The organism is Rhizobium indigoferae, from assembly GCF_034554815.1.
Classification (GTDB): Bacteria; Pseudomonadota; Alphaproteobacteria; order Rhizobiales; family Rhizobiaceae; genus Rhizobium; species Rhizobium leguminosarum.
Genome location: NZ_CP140635.1, coordinates 3,207,975 through 3,226,871 on the forward strand (window position 1 = coordinate 3,207,975; position 18,897 = coordinate 3,226,871).

Consider the following 18,897-nt stretch of genomic DNA (forward strand, 5'->3'; position numbering starts at 1 on the left):
CATGATGCTCTAACTATCTAATTTAGAACCGGATTCAAAATTTTAGGCCGACCCGGTCTAAAATCATCCTGTTCTAGAGCGCCGCGCGTTCGACAGGACGCGCGAAGGACGCTCATCACGTTGAAGTGGCGCACAATCCTTTTTCGAAAATCAATTCCGATGTTCGACGTTATGCGCTCGTCAGGCCGTGGCTTTCGCCTCTTCGCCCCTTTCAGTCAATGCCTTTCTGACGATCGGCGCGACTTTCGTGCCGTAAAGCTCGATGCCGCGCATGATCTCGGCATGCGGCATCAGGCCGATCGCCATCTGCAGCAGGAAGCGGTCGTTCTTGAAGAGGGCGTGATGGGCGATAATCTTTTCGGCGACCGCCTCGGGATCACCGACGAAGAGCGCGCCATTCGGCCCGCGCGACATGTCGAAATGCGCCCGGTTCGTCGGTCCCCAACCGCGCTCACGGCCGATGCGGTTCATCACCTCGGCTTGAGGCCCGTAGAACTGATTGGCCGCCGCCTCCGTTGTATCGGCGATGAAGCCATGGACGTTGATGCTGGTCTTCAGCTTCGCCGGGTCCTGACCTGCCCGGCGCGCCGCCTCGCGGTAGAGATCGAAGAGCGGCGCGAAACGCCGCGGCTCGCCGCCGATGATCGCCAGCGCCACCGGCAGGCCCAGCGCGCCGGCGCGCGCCACCGACTGCGGCGTGCCGCCGACGGCAACCCAGAGCGGTAGCGGATCCTGCAGCGGTCGCGGATAGACGCCGCGCCCGATGATCGGCGCGCGAAGCTCACCCTTCCATTCCACAACCTCGTTGTCGCGCAGCGCCAGCAGCAGATCAAGCTTCTCCTCGAAAAGCTGGTCGTAGTCTTCGAGATTGTAGCCGAATAGCGGGAAGGACTCGATGAAGGAGCCGCGCCCCGCCATGATCTCGGCCCGGCCGTTGGAAATCAGGTCGAGCGTCGAAAACTGCTGGAAGACGCGCACCGGGTCATCGGAAGAGAGCACGGTGACCGCACTGGTCAGCCGGATATTCCTAGTCTTGACGGCGGCCGCGGCCAAGACGACTGCGGGAGCGGATGCGGCATAGTCCGGCCGATGATGTTCGCCGAGCCCGAATACGTCGAGCCCCACTTGGTCGGCAAGTTCGATCTCCTCGATCAGATTCTTCAGCCGCTCCGCCCCTTCGACGCCTCTGCTGCCGCCAGGGTTGGGATTGACGTCGGCGAATGTGTAAAGCCCCAGTTCCATCATCGGCATCCTGTTGAATTCTCGGCTGAGATAAGGATGCCGGGGATAGAGCGCAAATACAAATTTTGAAACGGAATGTTCGAGAATTTCGATGGGCGGCGTGATGTCTTCGGCGATCTGGAAGACCGATCGGCGACCAATTCGAATCTGAATTCAACGACTTCGAAGCACCGGCGGAATCATCTTTCGAACCGTCTTAGACGATGCTTCAACTGCCAGGACGACGCGGTCTCGCCGCGCCGCCTCGCCCCCGCTTACATCTTCGCCAGCAACTCCGCCAGTTGGTCCGCTGCCTTGCCCCATCCTTCGTGGAAGCCCATCTTCTCGTGCGCTTCCTTGTCCTCGGCGCGCCAGTGCAGCGCCTTGGCCGTATATTTCGTCCGGCCGTTGCCGAGATCTTCGAGCAGGATGACGCCCGTGAAGAACGGTTTCTCGGACGGCACCCAGGCGCTTGTATAGGCATCGGTGAAGACGATCTTCTCGTTCTCGATGATCTCGAGATAGACGCCGCGGTTTGGGTACTGATTGCCCTCGGGGTCATGCATGACGACCACACTGGAACCGCCGGGGCGGACGTCGAGCGTCGCTTCCGCCACCCCCCAGGGACGCGGCACGAACCACTGCTTCAGCAGATCAGGATTAGTCCATGCCTTGTAGATCTTCTCGCGTGGCGCGTCGAATTCGCGAACGAGGACGAGTTCATGTTGCGTGCTGGCGGTCATGTCGACATCTCTCCATTTGAATGAAACCTGTCTCCTGTCAGGTCGTTACAAGGACGTGTCGAAGTTCGGCATTCCGACAGCCCGCAGGCCCTTTCGCATTTTATTTTGCGATCGGCTGCGTGGTCTCTTCCTGCATCTTGTCGATCTGCCGGCGGATATGGGCTGCCTCAGCCGCCGAATGGGCCAGTGCAATGGCGCGGTCGAAGGCTTCTCGCGCCTGGCTGGTCAAGCCAAGCTGCTTCAGCAGCCCGCCCCGTAAGCCGTGATAGTAGAAATAGCCGCCAAGTTTTTCGCCAAGCGGATCGATGAGGTCGAGCGCATCCTGCGCACCTTGGAGCTTGGAGACGACGACGGCCCGGTTGAGCGTTATCACAGGCGACGGCTGGAGACGCTCCAGCGCGCGATAAAGCAGGTCGATCTCTACCCAGTCGGTATCCCCAGCGCGTTTTGCGCGGGAATGAACAGCAGCGATGGCCGCCTGAATCTGATAAGGGGCAGGCTGACGATGGCGCAGCGCCTTGTCGAGCAGCGCTAAGGCCTCATTGATGAAGGGCTGGTTCCACAGCGACCGGTCCTGATCTTCGAGCAGCACGATCTCGTCCCCGGCGTTGAAGCGTGCCGGCCGGCGCGAGATCTGCAGAAGCATGAGCGCAAGCAGCCCCATCAGCTCCGGTTCGGATGGGAAGATATGCAGCATCAATCGCGCCAGCCGGATCGCTTCGTCGCTGAAGGCAGCCGCCTCATGCCTGGGATCGGCCTGGCTGTAGCCCTCGTTGAAGATCAGGTAGATCATCGTGCTGACGATCGAGAGCCGTTCGGCCCTCTCCTGCGGGCTCGGCGTTTCGAAAGGCACGCCGGCCTTGGCGACGCGCGCCTTGGCCCGGGTGATGCGCTGTTCCATGGCGCTCTCGGAAACCAGGAAGGCACGCGCGATCTGCGGCACCGAAAGACCGGATACGATGCGCAACGCCAGCGCGATCTGCTGGGTCGCCGGTAGATCGGGATGGCAGCAGATGAACAACAGCCGCAGAATATCGTCGCGATAATTGGAATCGTCCAGCCGCTCGACGATATCGCTTTCGGCATCCTCGGTATCGGAGATGACGTCCTCATCCGGCAGAGCCTGGATCTTCGCCCGCTTGCGCACCGCATCGATGCCGCTGTTTCGACCGACGAAGATGAGCCAGGCTGTGGGATCGCGCGGTGGCCCTTTCTCCGGCCATGTTCGAATCGCCCTCAGACACGCTTCCTGAAACGCCTCTTCCGCGGTATCGAGATTGCGGAAATAGCGCAGCAGCGCGCCGAGCGCCTTCGGGCGGGCCGATGCAAGCGCGAGGTCGATCCAGGCAATGTCTGTCATGATGAAGCATCTCCGGGCCTGAAGACGTAGAAAGGCCGAATTTCGTAAGAGGTGGAACCTGGATTGACGGATGAAAGCTGCTTCGAGAAGGTGATCGCCTCGTCGAGCGTTTCAAAGTCGACGACGTAGAAGCCGAGAAGCGCCTCTTTCGTTTCCGCAAAAGGTCCGTCAATGACCAAGGGCTCGTCCTTGCCCTTGCGCACGGTGGTCGCGGCCGTCGTCGGCATCAGCCGGCCGACGGGGCCGAGTTTGCCGGATGCGGCAAGCGGCTCCTGCACGGCGTAGAGCTTCTCCATGACGGCAGCTTCTTCCTCCTTGGTCCAGGCGAAGACGGTTTCCTCATGGGCGTAACAAAGGATTGCATAAAGCATCGCTCACTCCTCTTTTTGAATGACGAAGGAGTAACCGCTTACCCGACAGGCCGCATCAAAAAATTATTGACCGGAAATTCGTGATCTTCCGGAGCACGGACGGCGTCATAGCTGAAGAAATGGCTGGCATCTCCCGGGACGAGCGGCGCTACATGAGGGCGCTGATCGCGCCTCAGCCCTCGCTCAGCGTCCGCTTGACCGCATTCTTCCAACCCTTGAGCTTCGCCGCCCGCACCTTCTCGTCCATGTCTGGCTCGAACCGCCGATCCCGTTTCCAGGTCGCCGAAAAACCGTCGCTGTCCGGCCACACCCCTGCCCGGCTGCCGGCGAGCCAGGCAGCCCCCAGCGCCGTCGTCTCCAGGATCATCGGGCGATCGACCGGCGCATCGAGCAGATCGGCAAGGCGCTGCATCGTCCAGTCGGAGGCGACCATGCCACCGTCGACGCGCAACACTGTGTCCTCAGTGCCGTTCTTCCAGTCCTTCTGCATGGCGTCGAGCAGATCGCGGGTCTGATAGCAGACGGCCTCCAGCGCCGCTCGGGAGAGTTCCGCCGGGCCGCTGTTGCGCGTCAGCCCGAAGATCGCGCCCCGCGCCTTGGCATCCCAATGCGGCGCGCCGAGACCGGTGAAGGCGGGCACCAGATAGACCTCCTGCGTCGGATCGGCCCTTTCGGCAAGCGCGTTGGTCTCCGCCGCGCTGCCGATGATGCCGAGCCCGTCCCGCAGCCATTGCACGGCGGCGCCGGCGATGAAGATCGAACCCTCCAGCGCATAGGTCGTCTCGCCGTTCAGGCGATAGGCGATGGTGGTCAGCAGCCGATTTTTGGAACGCACCATGTCGGCGCCGGTGTTGAGCAGCGCGAAACAGCCAGTGCCATAGGTCGATTTCATCATGCCCGGCGCAAAACACGCCTGGCCGATGGTGGCCGCCTGCTGGTCGCCGGCAACGCCGAGGATGGGGATAGCAGCACCGAAGATATCAGGATCGACGGTGCCGAAATCCGCGGCGCAATCCTTGACCTCCGGCAGCATCGCGGCGGGGACCCTCAGAATATCGAGCAGATCCTCGTCCCACGCGTTTTCGGCAATATTGTACATCAGCGTGCGCGAGGCATTGGTGGCATCGGTGACGAAGCTCTTGCCACCCGTCAGCCGCCAGATCAGGAAAGTGTCGATCGTGCCGAAGCAGAGATCGCCCCTGGCAGCGCGCGCCCGCGCGCCCTTCACGTTTGCAAGCATCCAGGAAAGTTTGGTGCCGGAAAAATAGGGATCGAGGATCAAGCCGGTCTTCTTCGTGAACAGCCGCTCGAGATCCTGCCTTTTCAGATTGTCGCAATAGCTTGCCGTGCGCCGGTCCTGCCAGACGATGGCATTCTGGATCGGCCGACCCGTCTCGCGTTCCCAGACGACCACCGTCTCGCGCTGGTTGGTGATGCCGAGTGCTGCAAGATCCCTAGCCTCGATCCCGGCATCGCGCAGCGCCATGTGGACGGTGGAGACGACCGAATCCCAGATTTCCTCGGGATCGTGCTCGACCCAGCCGGAGCGCGGGTAGATCTGGGTAAATTCCTTCTGGCCCTTGCCGGCGACATGCATGTCGCCATCGAAGACGATCGCCCGCGTCGACGTCGTTCCCTGATCGATCGCCAGAACATATCCGCTCATGAAAACCCTCCCTCAGCATGTCAATTGTCGAAGCAAATCAATAGGACACGGATGGGGGCGAGAAAAGCGAATAAAGCGGAATTGCCAGCCCGCCGGCTTTGGGCATAACCTCGCAGCTAAGCGCTGCACCGCAGCATCGCCATTTCAGGGAGAACAGCATGAGCAGAACAGTCGTCGTCACCGGTTCCACCAGCGGCATCGGTCTTGCGATCGCCACTGCCTTCGCAGAAACGGGCGACAACATCGTCATCAACGGTTTTGGAAAGGTTGATGAAATCAAGGCGATCGTCGAACGGCTTGAATCATTATCCAAAGGCCGGGCGCTCTATCATCCGGCCGACATGACCAAGCCCGCAGAGATCGCCGACCTGATCGAAACGGCGGCCAAGACCTTCGGCGGCGTCGATGTCCTGGTCAACAATGCCGGCATTCAGCATGTCGAGAAGGTCGAGGATTTCCCGATCGAGAAATGGGATCAGATCATCGCGATCAATCTGTCGAGTTCCTTTCATACCATGCGCGCCGCGATCCCGCTGATGAAAGCGAAGAAGTACGGCCGGATCATCAACATCGCCTCGGCCCACGGGCTCGTCGCCTCCCCTTTCAAATCCGCCTATGTCGCGGCAAAACATGGTATATTAGGCCTGACGAAGACGGCAGCGCTGGAGCTCGCCGAATTCGGCGTGACCGTGAACGCCATCTGCCCCGGCTACGTGCTGACGCCGCTCGTAGAGAAGCAGATACCGGATACCGCCAAGGCCCGCGGCATGACCGAGGAACAGGTGAAGAGCGAGGTCATACTCAAGGCGCAGCCGACGCATGAATTCGTCAAGGCCGAAGAAATCGGCGCACTGTCGCTCTATCTCGCCAGCGATGCCGCCCGGCAGGTGACGGGAACGCACATCTCGATTGACGGTGGCTGGACGGCGGCTTAACCATTTGGAAAACAACAACAGGAACATCATGAACGACAGCATCCGCTTCATCCTGAATGGCGAGGACGTCACGCTTACCGATGTCAGGCCAACCGAGACGCTTCTCGATTTTCTGCGGTTGAAGCGACAACTGACGGGCACCAAGGAAGGATGCGCGGAAGGCGATTGCGGCGCCTGCACCGTGCTCGTCGGCCGGCTGGCCGACGGCAAGCTCGCCTATGAATCCGTCAATGCCTGCATTCGTTTCATGGGTTCGCTGCATGCCAGCCATGTGGTGACCGTCGAGCAACTGGCCGGCAAGAACGGCGCGCTGCATCCCGTCCAGCAGGCATTGGTCGATTGTCATGGCTCGCAATGCGGCTTCTGTACCCCGGGCTTCGTCATGTCGCTTTACGGTCTCTGGCTCGCCAAGGAAAAGCCGAGCCGCCAGGAAATTGAAAAGGCGCTACAAGGCAATCTCTGTCGCTGCACGGGCTACGAGCCGATCGTCAAGGCCGCCGAGCAGGTGAGCCTAGTGCGGCCGAGTACGCTCTTCGACCCGCTGGAACGGACGCGCTCGGAAATCGTCGCGCGGCTTTGGGCAATGCAGGCGAGCGGCACGATCAGGATTGGGAATGGCGAAGACCGGCTGATCGTGCCGGCTTCTGTCCAGGCGCTGGCCGAGGTCCTTTCACAGGAACCCGACGCGATTATCGTCGCCGGCGCGACCGATGTCGGCCTCTGGGTGACGAAGCAGATGCGCAGGCTGAGCCCGGTCGTCTTCATCAATCACCTCAGCGAATTGCAGTCGGTTACGGAAGGCGAGGACGGCGTCACCATCGGCGCCGGCGTCAGCTACACCAGGGCCTTCGAGGCGATCTCCAAGAAAATCCCGGCGCTCGGGCGGCTGATCGATCGCATCGGTGGCGAGCAAGTGCGCAACATGGGCACGATCGGCGGCAACATCGCCAACGGCTCGCCGATTGGCGATAGCCCGCCGCCGCTGATCGCGCTCGGCGCGACGCTGACGCTGCGATCCCTGCAAGGCCAGCGCAGAATGCCGCTCGAGGATTTCTTCATCGCCTATGGCAAGCAGGACCGGAAGCCCGGCGAATTCGTCGAGTGCGTCTTCGTGCCCTACCCCGCAGCAATGAGCCGCTTTGCTGCCTACAAGATCACCAAGCGCCGCGACGAGGACATCACTGCCGTGCTCGGCGCCTTCCTGCTGACGCTCGACGATGCCGAGATGATCACCGATATTCGCATCGCCTTCGGCGGCATGGCGGCGACGCCGAAACGCGCCCGCACGGTGGAGGCCGAGTTGATTGGCAAACCATGGACGGAAACGACGATCGAGGCAGCCCGCCCCGCATTCGACGCCGATTACCAGCCGCTGACCGACTGGCGCGCGACGGCGGAATACCGCCAGCTGACGGCGAAGAACCTGTTGACGCGGTTCTATCTTGAGACCGTCGGCGCGCCGGCCGAACTGAAGCGGTTCGAGGAGGTGGCGTGATGGAAAAATCGATCTTCAGCCTGATCTCCAAGACCTGGTGGCAAGCTTCGATGGGAACGGTCGCGGTCGCCTCCCCTCACTCCCTTCGCGGAGGGAGGCGCTAATGGACAAGTCCACCTTCGAAGACCGCAAGGCCATCATCGCAGGCCCGATGCACGGCTCGCAGCGACATGATTCAGCGCATAAACATGTGACCGGAACCGCCGATTATATCGACGATATTCCGGAACCCGCAGGTCTACTGCACGGCGCCCTCGGCCTCTCTGACCGGGCACATGCCGAAATCGCCGCTATCGATCTCTCCGCGGTCGCCGCCTATCCCGGCGTCGTCTGGGTCTTCACCGGCAAAGACGTGCCCGGCGTCAACGACGTCAGCTCCAACGGCAGCCATGACGAGCCGCTGCTGGCCGAAACTTTAGTTCAGTTCCACGGCCAGCCGATCTTTGCCGTCATCGCCGAGACGCGTGATGCCGCCCGCTGCGCCGCGCGGCTGGCAAAGATCGACTATCGCGACCTGCCGCATTGGAGCGATATCGACGGGGCGCTCGCCAATGGCAGCCCGCTCGTCATCACCCCGATGACGCTGCGGCGCGGCGAGCCGGATACGGAAATGACGAATGCCGCCATGCGTGTGAAAGGTCAGATGCGCATCGGCGGACAGGAGCATTTCTACCTCGAAGGCCATATCGCCGTGGCGATCCCCGGCGAGGACGACGAGGTCACCGTCTGGTCCTCGACGCAGCATCCAAGCGAGATCCAGCACATCGTCGGCCATGTGCTCGATATACCCTCCAACGCCGTGACCGTCAACGTGCGCCGCATGGGCGGCGGCTTCGGCGGCAAGGAGACGCAGGGCAATCAGTTCGCAGGACTTGCGGCGATTGCCGCCAAGAAGCTCGGCCGCGCGATCAAATTCCGCCCGGACCGCGACGAGGATATGAGCGCTACCGGCAAGCGCCACGATTTCCTCGTCGATTACGAGCTCGGCTTCGATGCCGAAGGACGCATCCACGCGGTCGACGCGACCTATGCGGCACGCTGCGGCTTCTCCTCCGACCTCTCAGGGCCGGTAACCGACCGTGCCCTCTTCCATGCCGATTCCAGCTATTTCTACCCGCATGTGCATCTGACGTCGAAACCGCTGAAGACGCACACCGTCTCCAATACCGCCTTCCGCGGCTTCGGCGGGCCGCAGGGGATGCTCGGGGCCGAACGTTTCATCGAGGAAATCGCCTATGCCGTCGGCAAGGATCCGCTCGATGTCCGCAAGCTGAATTTCTACGGCCAGCCGGGCTCCGGGCGCACGCTCACCCCCTACCATCAGGAGGTCGAGGACAATATCATCCCCCGCATCGTCGAGGAGCTGGAGGAAACGTCCGAATACCAGGCACGGCGCAACGCCATCATCGCCTTCAACCGCGACAGCCGCTATATAAAAAAGGGCATCGCGCTGACGCCGGTGAAATTCGGCATCTCCTTCACCATGACTGCCTTCAACCAGGCCGGCGCCCTCGTCCACATCTACCAGGACGGCTCGATCCACCTGAACCATGGCGGCACCGAAATGGGCCAGGGCCTCTATACCAAGGTGGCGCAGGTGCTGGCTGACAGCTTCCAGGTCGATATCGACAGGGTGAAGATCACCGCGACGACGACGGCCAAGGTGCCGAACACCTCGGCCACTGCCGCCTCCTCCGGCTCGGACTTGAACGGCATGGCCGCCTATGACGCTGCTCGCCAGATCAAAGAACGGCTGGTCGCCTTCGCCGCCGAGAAGTGGGATGTTGGGCCTGCCGACGTCGTCTTCCTGCCGAACCGCGTGCGCGTCGGCGAGATCGAGATCCCCTTCCCCGATTTCATCAAGCAGGCCTATTTCGCCCGCGTCCAGCTTTCCGCCGCCGGCTTCTACAAGACGCCGAAGATCCACTGGGACCGCAAGGCCGGCCGCGGCACGCCCTTCTATTATTTCGCCTACGGCGCCTCCTGCACCGAGGTGTCGATCGACACGCTGACCGGCGAATATCTGATTGACCGCACCGACATCCTCCACGATGTCGGCCGCTCGTTGAATCCGGCGATCGACATGGGCCAGGTCGAAGGTGCCTTCGTCCAAGGCCTGGGCTGGCTGACGACGGAGGAACTCTGGTGGGACGACAAGGGCCGGCTCCGCACCCATGCCCCCTCGACCTACAAGATCCCGCTCGCTTCCGACCGTCCGAAGATCTTCAACGTGCGCCTCGCCGAATGGTCCGAGAACACTGAGGCCACCATCGGCCGCTCCAAGGCCGTCGGCGAACCACCCTTGATGCTGGCGATCTCGGTGCTGGAAGCGCTGTCGATGGCGGTAGCAAGTGTCGCGGATTATCGGGTCTGCCCGAGGCTCGACGCACCGGCGACACCGGAGCGGGTGCTGATGGCGGTCGAGCGGATGAAGCGGGTGTAGCAGATGCGAATGCGTCCGGCTCGTTTGTTAGCCTCGGCGGCGAACCCATCGGTCAGCCACCCATGACAGACATCCGCCGCTTCCTCGCCGCCCACCCGGACTGCATCCTCATCGACATCACCGGCACACAAGGCTCCACCCCGCGTGAGGCGGGTACCTTCATGCTGGCATCGCAAACCGCGTTATGGGGCACGATCGGCGGCGGCCAGTTCGAATTCATGGCGATCGCGAATGCGCGGGACATGCTCGCGGGAACGGGTGGGATGGCGGAGATGGATATCCCGCTCGGCCCTGACATCGGCCAGTGCTGTGGCGGACGCACGCAACTGCGGTTTCGCCGGGTGACAAAGGCGGTTGCTGAAGAAATCGAAGCCAGGCTAACCAGTGAGATCGAGTGTCTGCCGGAGGTCTATCTCTTCGGTGCCGGCCATGTCGGCCGGGCGCTGGCTGCGGCCTTGGCGCCGCTGCCGCTGTCGGTGACGGTCGTCGAAACGCGACAGGAAGAGCTCGCCAACCTGCCGGCAGAGACGAAGGCGCGGCTTGTGCCGATGCCCGAAGCACTGGTCAGGGATATTCCGGCCGGCGGCGTGGTCGTCATCCTGACGCACGACCACGCGCTGGATTTCCTCATCGCCCGCGAGGCGCTGGAAAAGACCGACCTCGCCTATACCGGCATGATCGGCTCGGCGACCAAACGCGCCACCTTTGCAAGCTGGCTTTCCCGCGAAGGTGGCGGAGAGCGCGGCTGGATGGAGCGGCTGACGCTGCCGATCGGCGGCTCGGCGGTCAGGGACAAGCGCCCTGAGGTGATCGCCGCCATGACCGCCGCCGAAATCCTCACGGCGCTCGCGGCCTACCGCATGCGCTCGTCCTCGTAATAGGGATCGCGTCCGTCGAGAAAACCGAGATCGCGCTTGACGCGATCCGGCACCGTGTCGAGATCGAGGCTGGGCATGCGCCAGATCCGCGCCAGCCGACCGCCGATGCGCCGGAAAATTCCGATGGTCTGCTGCGGCGGGCTCTGTTCGATAGCATAGCAATCCATGACATCACCTCGATGGCTTGATGGTATGAGTTGCAGTTTGACGGTAAAAATGCTGCAATTCCAATCGAACGACCGTCTGCCTGCATCAAGAGAACTTATCCATGAAACTCTCCAAGCAATTCCCGCTGAATGCGCTGCGCGTCTTCGAGGCCGCTGCCCGGCTCGGAAGTTTCACCAAGGCGGGCAACGAGCTCGGCATGACGCAGACGGCCGTCAGCTACCAGATCAAGCTGCTGGAGGAGAATGTCGGCGAGCCGCTCTTCCTGCGCCGTCCCCGCCAGATCGCACTGACGGAGACCGGCGAGCGGCTGGCGCCGAAGGTAACCGAAGCCTTTGCCATGCTGCACGACGCAATGGCGACGGCCCGCGACAGCGTCGAAGGCACGCTCGCCATCAGTTCGACCCATACCTTCGCCTCGAAATGGCTGGCGCCGCGCCTCGGCTCCTTCCACTTGAAACATCCGGCGATCGCGGTGCGCTTTCAGGCGAGCTCTGATATCATCGACTTCGCCCGCGAGCAGATCGATGTCGGCATCCGCTGGGGCGACGGCAACTGGCCGGGGCTGACGCTGCACCGGCTGATGGGCCTGGAGTTCACCCCGATGCTGAGCCCAAAGCTGGCGGAGACGGCAGGCGGCATCAGCGAGCCGCGCGATCTCCTGAAGTTCGATCTCTTTGACGCCGGCGACGTCTGGTGGAAACAATGGTTCGAGGCAGCCGGCGTCACGGAGACGGATCTCGATCGGCGCCCGCGCAACCAGCTTGGCTCCCAGGCGGTGGAAGCCGATGCGGCGATCGCCGGCCATGGCGTCGCCATTCTCCATCCGGCCTTCTATGCGGCCGAGATCGCGCTCGGCCGGCTCTACCAGCCCTTCGAACTGACCCGTAGCGACGGCAAGGCCTACTGGCTCGTCTACCCCGAAAACCGTCGCAACGTGCCCAAGATCAAGGCCTTCCGCAACTGGATCCTTGAGGAGATGAAGGCAGCCGGAAATTGATGCATGCCGCCTGAAACTGTACAGCGGTTTTCGGAGAACGACATACCGGACCCGGTTGGTGAGCCGGGTCCGGTGCTGTGGTCCGCCTTCAATATCCCATTTCCGGCGCATAGAAACAGCGCGGCGTATCCTCGTTCGGGAACAGACAGAGATGATAGTCGTTATCGCCGGATTGCATTGCCTTCGTCATTGGCAGCAGGAAGACATGAGCATGCGTCACCAGCCGGTGGTCTCCCGGCATCAGCGTCACACGATATCCGCCTGGCGTCACCGCCACGCTTTTCGAAGGGATCATCTGGCAATCGCCATTATGACTGTCGCCGTTGCAACAATAGGGGTCATAACTCCACCCCGAAGGTGCGTCGTGAGCCGTCGCCAACGACGCATACGCAATCATCACACACGTCAGAATACTGCGCATGGGCATCTTCTCCGTCGATGAATGCGCCGCCGATGAGCTAACGGTTCTTATTTTATTCCGGCGGCCTGCAAAAATAACTGTAATCGAGTCGTCGCAGTTCCAGATCTGCTGAATTAGCAGATTCAGTATAAGGCTGAGATAATGCACAGCCTTCTCGGCAGCTTTTAGGCACGCGACAGCAGATCGGCGATCCGACCGCGATCGGCAGCTTCGGCAAAACCGCTGAAGATCTCGACGAACGCGGTGATCATTCCATTGCTCCTTTGGCCGTGCCGGTCGTCGCGCGTGTGCAGTTCTTCAATCTCCTCTTCCCTCCCCGCCAAAATTTCCGCAATGTCACGAGTCGGAGGAAGATAGGGGAACTCGATGTATGAATATGCCATAGCATGGGAATGGCTCGCCTTCGCGGCGCGCTGGTTCCATGTCATTACCGCGATCGCCTGGATCGGATCGTCCTTTTATTTTATCGCGCTCGATCTCGGACTGGTGAAACGCCCACATCTGCCGCCCGGTGCCTATGGCGAGGAATGGCAGGTTCATGGCGGCGGCTTCTACCATATCCAGAAATATCTGGTGGCGCCCGCCCAGATGCCGGAGCATTTGACCTGGTTTAAATACGAAAGCTATTTCACCTGGATTTCCGGCTTCCTGATGCTCTGCATCGTCTATTATGGCGGCGCCGACCTCTTCCTCATCGACCGGCATGTGCTCGATATCAGCCCGCCCGTCGCCATCCTGATCTCGCTGGCGTCGCTTGCCCTCGGCTGGATCGTCTACGACCTGCTCTGCAAATCCCCGCTTGGGCGGAATACCTGGGGGCTGATGGCGGTGCTCTATGTCGTGCTCGTCTTCATGGCCTGGGGCTATACGCAGCTTTTCACCGGCCGCGCCGCCTTCCTGCATCTCGGCGCCTTCACCGCCACGATCATGTCGGCCAACGTCTTCATGATCATCATTCCGAACCAGAAGATCGTTGTCGCCGACCTTATCGCCGGACGGGTTCCCGATCCCAAATACGGGCAGGTCGCCAAGCAGCGTTCGCTGCATAACAACTACCTGACGCTGCCCGTCATCTTCTTCATGCTGTCGAACCATTATCCGCTGGCCTTCGGAACGCAGTTCAACTGGTTGATCGCCGCCCTGGTCTTCCTGATGGGCGTCACCATCCGCCACTGGTTCAACACCACGCATGCCAGAAAGGGCCGGCCGACCTGGACGTGGATCGTCACCGTCATCCTTTTCATCCTGATCATGTGGCTTTCAACCGCGCCGAAGCTGCTGACGGGCGAAACGGATGCGGCGGCGGTCGCGCCCGCCTTCCAGCAATTCGCCGACGATCCGCATTTCCCCGCCGTCAAGCAACTGGTCTCGACGCGCTGTTCCATGTGCCACGCGGCCGAGCCCGTCTATGAGGGCATCGTACGGCCGCCGAAGGGCGTGCTGCTCGAAAATGACGCGGAAATCGCCGCCCATGCCCGCGAAATCTATATACAGGCGGGCCGCAGCCATGCCATGCCGCCCGGCAACATCACCGACATCACGCCGGATGAACGCAAGCTGCTCGTCGCCTGGTTCGAGAGCGCAGTCGAAGGCAAGACACAATGACGACGACACTCCTGCGCGGCCGCCTGCTTTCCTTCCATCGCGCGCCGCTAAGCCTTACCGACAGCCAAAGCTATTTCTACGAGGAGGATGGCGGCCTGCTGATCGAGAATGGGCTGATCGCGGCAGTCGGCCCCTATGTCGACATCAAGGCAAAAACAGGCGAGGACATGGTCGAGATCGACCACCGCCCGCATCTGATCATGCCCGGCTTCATCGACATGCACCTGCATTTTCCGCAAATGCAGGTGATCGCCTCCTATGCGGCCAACCTGCTCGAGTGGCTGAACACCTACACCTTTCCCGAGGAATGCCGTTTCGTCGAAAGTGCGCATGCTGAAAGGATCGCCACGCATTTCTATGACGAGTTGATCCGCCACGGCACGACGACGGCGGTCGCCTATTGCTCCGTGCACAAGACCTCGGCCGACGCCTTCTTTGCCGAGGCGCTGAGGCGCAATATGCGCATGGTCGGCGGCAAGGTGATGATGGATCGCAATGCCCCGCAGGGCCTGCTCGACACGCCCGAGATGGGCTATGATGAGACCCGCCAGGTGATAGCGGCCTGGCACGGCAAGGGCCGTAACCATGTCGCCATCACTCCACGCTTCGCCATCACCTCCACGCCGGCGCAGATGGAGGCGACATCAGCGCTTGCCCGCGAATTTCCCGACCTGCACATCCAGACGCATCTTTCGGAAAACCACGACGAGATCAAATTCACCTGCGAGCTCTATCCCGACGCGCTCGACTATACCGACATCTACGCCCGCTACGGCCTGCTCGGGCCGAAGAGCCTCTTCGGCCACGCCATCCACCTGTCCGAGCGCGAAGCCGATGCCATGAGCGAGGCGGGTGCCGTCGCCGTCCACTGCCCGACCTCGAACCTCTTCCTCGGCTCAGGCCTGTTTCCGCTGAAGGCGCTGACACGGCGCGAAAAGCCGGTTCGCATCGGCGTGGCGACCGATATCGGCGGCGGCTCCAGCTATTCGATGCTGCGGACGATGGACGAGGCCTACAAGATCCAGCAGTTGCTCGGCGAACGGCTGAACCCGCTGGAAAGCTATTACCTGATGACCCGCGGCAATGCCGAGGCCCTGTCGCTGGCGGACCGGATCGGCACGCTGGAACCCGGCACCGAGGCCGATCTCGTCGTTCTCGATGCCGCGGCGACACCGGCCATGGCGCTGAAGATGGAAGTGGTGAAGACGCTGCCCGAGGAGCTTTTCCTGCTGCAGACGATGGGCGACGACCGGGCGATCGCCGAGACCTATGTGGCCGGCGTTGCGTCGAAGAAGGAGCTTCAATGAGACGCCCTGTTACTCTTGAAATCGGACCGTGAAAGCTGCCTGGCACGGCCAATTTCCCGTAACGCTCCCACGAAATTCATGTTATGGCCGATAGCCGCATTCAGATGTGAAGGTTCAATTCATGGCCGCTCCGCTCACCATCGCTGACCTGAAAAAGCTCGCGCAGCGCCGTGTGCCGAAGATGTTTTTCGACTATGCGGATTCGGGCGCCTGGACGGAATCGACCTACGCGGCAAACGAGAGCGATTTCAGCCAGATCAAGCTGCGCCAGCGGGTGATGGTCGACATGACCGACCGCACGCTGGAAACGACGATGATCGGCCAGAAAGTGTCGATGCCGGTGGCCCTGGCGCCGACCGGACTGACCGGCATGCAGCATGCCGACGGCGAGATGCTGGCGGCACGCGCCGCCGAGGAGTTCGGCGTTCCCTTCACGCTCTCGACGATGAGCATCTGCTCGATCGAGGACGTCGCTTCGGTGACGACGCGCCCCTTCTGGTTCCAGCTCTACGTGATGAGGGACAAGGATTTCGTTCTCAACCTTATCAATCGCGCCAAGGCCGCCAAATGCTCGGCGCTGGTGCTGACCGCCGACCTGCAGATTCTCGGCCAGCGGCATAAAGACCTGCGCAACGGCCTGTCGGCGCCGCCGAAATTCACGCCGAAACATGTCTGGCAGATGGCGACCCGGCCCTTCTGGTGCCTGGATATGCTGCAGACCAAGCGCCGCACCTTCGGCAATATCGTCGGCCACGCGAAGAATGTCTCCAACATCGCCTCGCTCTCCGCATGGACGCACGAGCAGTTCGACCCGCGGCTGTCCTGGGCGGATGTCGCCTGGATCAAGGAACAATGGGGCGGCCCGCTGATCATCAAGGGCATACTCGATCCGGAGGATGCGAAGGCGGCCGCCGACACCGGCGCCGATGCGATCGTCGTCTCCAATCACGGCGGCCGCCAGCTTGACGGCGCCCCCTCCTCGATCAGCATGCTGCCGAAGATCGTCGATGCCGTTGGTGACCGCATCGAGGTCCATCTCGACGGCGGCATCCGCTCCGGCCAGGACGTGCTGAAGGCCGTGGCGCTCGGCGCCAAGGGTACCTATATCGGCCGCCCCTTCCTTTACGGTCTCGGCGCCATGGGCAAGGAAGGCGTATCGCTGGCGCTCGGCATCATCCGCAAGGAGATGGACATCACCATGGCGCTCTGCGGCAGGCGCGACATCAATGACGTAAATTCGTCGATCATCGCAGGGCGGCAATGACCTGCTTGAGAAGCCAGCTTAGGAGAGTCACCAATCCCGGAATCGCCGTCGCGATTGCTGAGTCATTGAGCACACGATTCTGAGAGCATGCTGTCCGGGCGTCCGTTTCTGGTATTCCACCTCGAACGCCAGATAACAGCAAAGAGGCTCAAGGAGAGAAATCGGCACTGGCTGAACGTCCCTGATGGCGTGGGCAAGACCTGCCAGACGCATGCCGGAGAGCACCCGCATCTATCGCCTGCCGTCGTATTCAGCAGAGCGGCTGCCCATCGGTCGCATCGAGCAGAAGGATCGCGAAAATCACGAGAGAGATGGCGAGCGCAAAACGCTGCCGCCAGGCGATGCGGCGCGATCCGGCAATCCGCCTCTCGAGGTCAGGCGGTATCCGGTCAGGCTTGCGAAGCTGCATTCGGGACAACAGGTCGTCGATGGCGGCAAGACCGGCCGTCTCGGTCTCGTAGCTCGCCGCGAGGCGAAACAACAGCGCATCGAAGAGGAGATGGATCGCCAGCGCAAGAACAATCACGCAGAAAACGAGCATCAAAAGCCAGCCGAGCGGTGGAGCGAGGCCTCGATATCCCACGGTGACCGGGCCGACAATCAGTGGCAACAGCGCTGTCAGCCCGCAGAAGATTGAATTGCGGCCGAGATTTCGCGCAGCCGCCGAGGCCGTGGTATTCCACTGCGTCATTGCACGCCCTCCGCTATGGCATGGATACTTTCCGCCGGCAGATGAACGCGCCACCCCGCCCGTTCGATCAGCCGCAGTGCTTCGGCTGGATTTTCGCAACGTCGGCTGATGAGCAGCCAGCCCACGATAACGCAGGCGCTCCGCTGGAAACCTAGCGCACAGCAGACGAGGACCGGTCCCTGCTGGCGCGCATCCTCGACGAGGTTCGCTGCGGCGAGCGTCTGGATCTTGTCGAGGGCTGTAAGATCAAGGGTGGGAAAGCTGCACCAGCGCGCGCGTGTCCCGCCGGGGCGCAGAAGTTCGCCGGTAATGTCGATCACCGTGGCAAAACGGTCGGCCTCGTGGCCACGTGGAAAACGACCGAGATGGACGCCGTCAGCGATCACCACAGAAGCCGGCATTCTCCGGGTCCAGAGCCGAATGTTGATGAGAGCGCCGAGCCGGTAGGGTGCCAATAGCCAGCGGCTGGCAAGCGTGGCCCGGCCATCGACGCGTTTCTGGAATATCTGCGGACCGGCGCCGAAATATCCGACTGCGACGATCGCCAGCGCAACAGCCGGCCAGAGCAACAGAAGCGCTGCGGCCGATAGAGGCGTGCAGAGCGCTCCAAGGCCGAAAAATGCGACGGCACCGCACAGATAATAGATGCCGAGACGGCGCGACTTTGGATCGCCGCTCATCGCAAAGTTCGCGAGAGGCGACCCGGCATCGCGCGGAAAAAGCCAGACGGCAGACAGACCGAGCAGCATGCCGGTCGGTATGTCGATGACGTGATGCTGCCACGTGGTCAGCACGGAGACACCGATCAGGAGGCACCAAAGGTGCCAAAGAAGCCGTGCCTTCCGCGGCAACCGGCCGCGCAGATGATCCCAGATCACCACCAGGAGCGCGATATGCAGCGACGGCGCCTGGTTGAACGGCTTATCGAAGCCACCGAGGACGGCGAACATGAAACCGGGCAGGCCGCTCGTTGCCGGCCGCACGAAAGTCGCTTGGAGCGGAAACGCGACGAAGCAGGCGACGGCCACTATCTGGATCGTCAGATAACGTCGCGCGAGCATATCCACGTCGCGCGGCGTCGTGTTGATGAACAGGCAGAGTGCATAGAACAGATTGATCGACCAATATGGAATAATAGTCCATCCAAGGAACGGAATGGCGCTTTCCCATGCGAAGGCGACGTTCGGCACATGAGCGCGTTGCGATGCCAGCCAATTGGCGCCGCCATAGCTCAGATAGAAGAACGGTCCCAGGAAGACGAGCCAGAGCGCCGCCCGCTTCGGGACCGGTGCTGCCGCGGAAAAAGTAGAACGTGCCCTCTCCACGCTTTGC

Annotated in this window: 18 protein-coding genes; 8 read left to right on the plus strand and 10 right to left on the minus strand. The window is 61.8% G+C overall.

Features of this window, described 5'->3' with window-relative positions; genetic code table 11:
* Positions 1 to 180 precede the first annotated feature (180 nt).
* The 5 genes from U5G49_RS16135 to glpK form a co-directional block, all read right to left on the minus strand.
* Positions 181 to 1,242: an LLM class flavin-dependent oxidoreductase gene (locus tag U5G49_RS16135; RefSeq protein WP_193443530.1), complete on the minus strand. Its 1,062-nt coding sequence runs from the start codon at positions 1,240 to 1,242 to the stop codon at positions 181 to 183.
* A 254-nt stretch (positions 1,243 to 1,496) separates the two neighbouring features.
* Positions 1,497 to 1,964, minus strand: a complete 468-nt coding sequence (locus tag U5G49_RS16140; RefSeq protein ID WP_018243126.1) for an SRPBCC family protein — start codon at positions 1,962 to 1,964, stop codon at positions 1,497 to 1,499.
* Between the two features lie 100 nt (positions 1,965 to 2,064).
* Positions 2,065 to 3,324 (minus strand): RNA polymerase sigma factor, encoded by a 1,260-nt coding sequence (locus U5G49_RS16145; protein ID WP_018243127.1) that lies wholly within the window; start codon positions 3,322 to 3,324, stop codon positions 2,065 to 2,067.
* Positions 3,321 to 3,695, minus strand: coding sequence for a YciI family protein (locus U5G49_RS16150; RefSeq protein ID WP_018446745.1), 375 nt, complete (start codon positions 3,693 to 3,695; stop codon positions 3,321 to 3,323). Before U5G49_RS16150 ends, U5G49_RS16145 begins: the two co-directional genes overlap by 4 nt.
* Before the next feature lie 172 nt (positions 3,696 to 3,867).
* Positions 3,868 to 5,361: a glycerol kinase GlpK gene (glpK, locus tag U5G49_RS16155; protein WP_193443402.1), complete on the minus strand. Its 1,494-nt coding sequence runs from the start codon at positions 5,359 to 5,361 to the stop codon at positions 3,868 to 3,870.
* 158 nt (positions 5,362 to 5,519) lie between these two features.
* On the opposite strand from glpK, the gene U5G49_RS16160 reads away from it, so the two are divergent.
* The 4 genes from U5G49_RS16160 (at position 5,520) to xdhC (ending at position 11,112) form a co-directional block, all read left to right on the plus strand.
* A complete protein-coding gene (locus U5G49_RS16160; RefSeq protein WP_193443400.1) occupies positions 5,520 to 6,296 on the plus strand; it encodes a 3-hydroxybutyrate dehydrogenase in 777 nt (258 codons plus the stop codon).
* A gap of 28 nt (positions 6,297 to 6,324) precedes the next feature.
* Positions 6,325 to 7,791, plus strand: a complete 1,467-nt coding sequence (gene xdhA / locus U5G49_RS16165; RefSeq protein ID WP_193443398.1) for a xanthine dehydrogenase small subunit — start codon at positions 6,325 to 6,327, stop codon at positions 7,789 to 7,791.
* A gap of 103 nt (positions 7,792 to 7,894) precedes the next feature.
* Entirely contained in the window at positions 7,895 to 10,234 is a 2,340-nt protein-coding gene (gene xdhB, locus U5G49_RS16170) for a xanthine dehydrogenase molybdopterin binding subunit (protein WP_193443396.1), read from the plus strand.
* Between the two features lie 62 nt (positions 10,235 to 10,296).
* Complete coding sequence (xdhC, locus tag U5G49_RS16175) at positions 10,297 to 11,112, plus strand: xanthine dehydrogenase accessory protein XdhC (protein ID WP_193443394.1); 816 nt, start codon at positions 10,297 to 10,299, stop codon at positions 11,110 to 11,112.
* Here the strand turns inward: xdhC and U5G49_RS16180 are convergent.
* Positions 11,088 to 11,279: a hypothetical protein gene (locus U5G49_RS16180; protein ID WP_047618702.1), complete on the minus strand. Its 192-nt coding sequence runs from the start codon at positions 11,277 to 11,279 to the stop codon at positions 11,088 to 11,090. The genes xdhC and U5G49_RS16180 overlap by 25 nt on opposite strands.
* A 101-nt stretch (positions 11,280 to 11,380) precedes the next feature.
* Here U5G49_RS16180 and gcvA point away from each other — a divergent pair, with 101 nt between their 5' ends.
* On the plus strand, positions 11,381 to 12,277 hold the full coding sequence (gene gcvA / locus U5G49_RS16185) for a transcriptional regulator GcvA (protein ID WP_193443392.1): 897 nt from the start codon (positions 11,381 to 11,383) through the stop codon (positions 12,275 to 12,277).
* Between the two features lie 88 nt (positions 12,278 to 12,365).
* On the opposite strand, the gene U5G49_RS16190 is transcribed toward gcvA, so the two are convergent.
* Positions 12,366 to 12,698, minus strand: a complete 333-nt coding sequence (locus U5G49_RS16190; protein WP_018243137.1) for a hypothetical protein — start codon at positions 12,696 to 12,698, stop codon at positions 12,366 to 12,368.
* Between the two features lie 164 nt (positions 12,699 to 12,862).
* Complete coding sequence (locus tag U5G49_RS16195) at positions 12,863 to 13,021, minus strand: hypothetical protein (RefSeq protein ID WP_155295816.1); 159 nt, start codon at positions 13,019 to 13,021, stop codon at positions 12,863 to 12,865.
* 43 nt (positions 13,022 to 13,064) lie between these two features.
* Here U5G49_RS16195 and puuD point away from each other — a divergent pair, with 43 nt between their 5' ends.
* The 3 genes from puuD (at position 13,065) to U5G49_RS16210 (ending at position 16,874) form a co-directional block, all read left to right on the plus strand.
* Positions 13,065 to 14,303: a urate hydroxylase PuuD gene (gene puuD, locus U5G49_RS16200; protein ID WP_193443390.1), complete on the plus strand. Its 1,239-nt coding sequence runs from the start codon at positions 13,065 to 13,067 to the stop codon at positions 14,301 to 14,303.
* The gene (gene guaD / locus U5G49_RS16205; protein WP_193443388.1) at positions 14,300 to 15,610 is read left to right on the plus strand and encodes a guanine deaminase; all 1,311 of its coding nucleotides are present in this window, start codon (positions 14,300 to 14,302) and stop codon (positions 15,608 to 15,610) included. Before puuD ends, guaD begins: the two co-directional genes overlap by 4 nt.
* A 121-nt stretch (positions 15,611 to 15,731) precedes the next feature.
* The gene (locus U5G49_RS16210) at positions 15,732 to 16,874 is read left to right on the plus strand and encodes an alpha-hydroxy acid oxidase (RefSeq protein ID WP_128412321.1); all 1,143 of its coding nucleotides are present in this window, start codon (positions 15,732 to 15,734) and stop codon (positions 16,872 to 16,874) included.
* Positions 16,875 to 17,124: 250 nt separating this feature from the next.
* Here U5G49_RS16210 and U5G49_RS16215 read toward each other — a convergent pair whose 3' ends face one another.
* Both U5G49_RS16215 and U5G49_RS16220 read right to left on the minus strand, forming a co-directional pair.
* Positions 17,125 to 17,565 (minus strand): hypothetical protein, encoded by a 441-nt coding sequence (locus U5G49_RS16215; protein ID WP_193443386.1) that lies wholly within the window; start codon positions 17,563 to 17,565, stop codon positions 17,125 to 17,127.
* A complete protein-coding gene (locus U5G49_RS16220) occupies positions 17,562 to 18,890 on the minus strand; it encodes a phosphatase PAP2/dual specificity phosphatase family protein (RefSeq protein ID WP_193443384.1) in 1,329 nt (442 codons plus the stop codon). Before U5G49_RS16220 ends, U5G49_RS16215 begins: the two co-directional genes overlap by 4 nt.
* Positions 18,891 to 18,897: the final 7 nt, after the last annotated feature.

What these genes read in the sequence shown, in the direction of transcription:
- U5G49_RS16135 (WP_193443530.1), bottom strand. Translation starts at nt 1,242, where the DNA reads ATGGAACTGGGGCTTTACACATTCGCCGACGTCAATCCCAACCCTGGC.
- U5G49_RS16140 (WP_018243126.1), bottom strand. Translation starts at nt 1,964, where the DNA reads ATGACCGCCAGCACGCAACATGAACTCGTCCTCGTTCGCGAATTCGAC.
- U5G49_RS16145 (WP_018243127.1), bottom strand. Translation starts at nt 3,324, where the DNA reads ATGACAGACATTGCCTGGATCGACCTCGCGCTTGCATCGGCCCGCCCG.
- U5G49_RS16150 (WP_018446745.1), bottom strand. Translation starts at nt 3,695, where the DNA reads ATGCTTTATGCAATCCTTTGTTACGCCCATGAGGAAACCGTCTTCGCC.
- glpK (WP_193443402.1), bottom strand. Translation starts at nt 5,361, where the DNA reads ATGAGCGGATATGTTCTGGCGATCGATCAGGGAACGACGTCGACGCGG.
- U5G49_RS16160 (WP_193443400.1), top strand. Translation starts at nt 5,520, where the DNA reads ATGAGCAGAACAGTCGTCGTCACCGGTTCCACCAGCGGCATCGGTCTT.
- xdhA (WP_193443398.1), top strand. Translation starts at nt 6,325, where the DNA reads ATGAACGACAGCATCCGCTTCATCCTGAATGGCGAGGACGTCACGCTT.
- xdhB (WP_193443396.1), top strand. Translation starts at nt 7,895, where the DNA reads ATGGACAAGTCCACCTTCGAAGACCGCAAGGCCATCATCGCAGGCCCG.
- xdhC (WP_193443394.1), top strand. Translation starts at nt 10,297, where the DNA reads ATGACAGACATCCGCCGCTTCCTCGCCGCCCACCCGGACTGCATCCTC.
- U5G49_RS16180 (WP_047618702.1), bottom strand. Translation starts at nt 11,279, where the DNA reads ATGGATTGCTATGCTATCGAACAGAGCCCGCCGCAGCAGACCATCGGA.
- gcvA (WP_193443392.1), top strand. Translation starts at nt 11,381, where the DNA reads ATGAAACTCTCCAAGCAATTCCCGCTGAATGCGCTGCGCGTCTTCGAG.
- U5G49_RS16190 (WP_018243137.1), bottom strand. Translation starts at nt 12,698, where the DNA reads ATGCGCAGTATTCTGACGTGTGTGATGATTGCGTATGCGTCGTTGGCG.
- puuD (WP_193443390.1), top strand. Translation starts at nt 13,065, where the DNA reads ATGTATGAATATGCCATAGCATGGGAATGGCTCGCCTTCGCGGCGCGC.
- guaD (WP_193443388.1), top strand. Translation starts at nt 14,300, where the DNA reads ATGACGACGACACTCCTGCGCGGCCGCCTGCTTTCCTTCCATCGCGCG.
- U5G49_RS16210 (WP_128412321.1), top strand. Translation starts at nt 15,732, where the DNA reads ATGGCCGCTCCGCTCACCATCGCTGACCTGAAAAAGCTCGCGCAGCGC.
- U5G49_RS16215 (WP_193443386.1), bottom strand. Translation starts at nt 17,565, where the DNA reads ATGACGCAGTGGAATACCACGGCCTCGGCGGCTGCGCGAAATCTCGGC.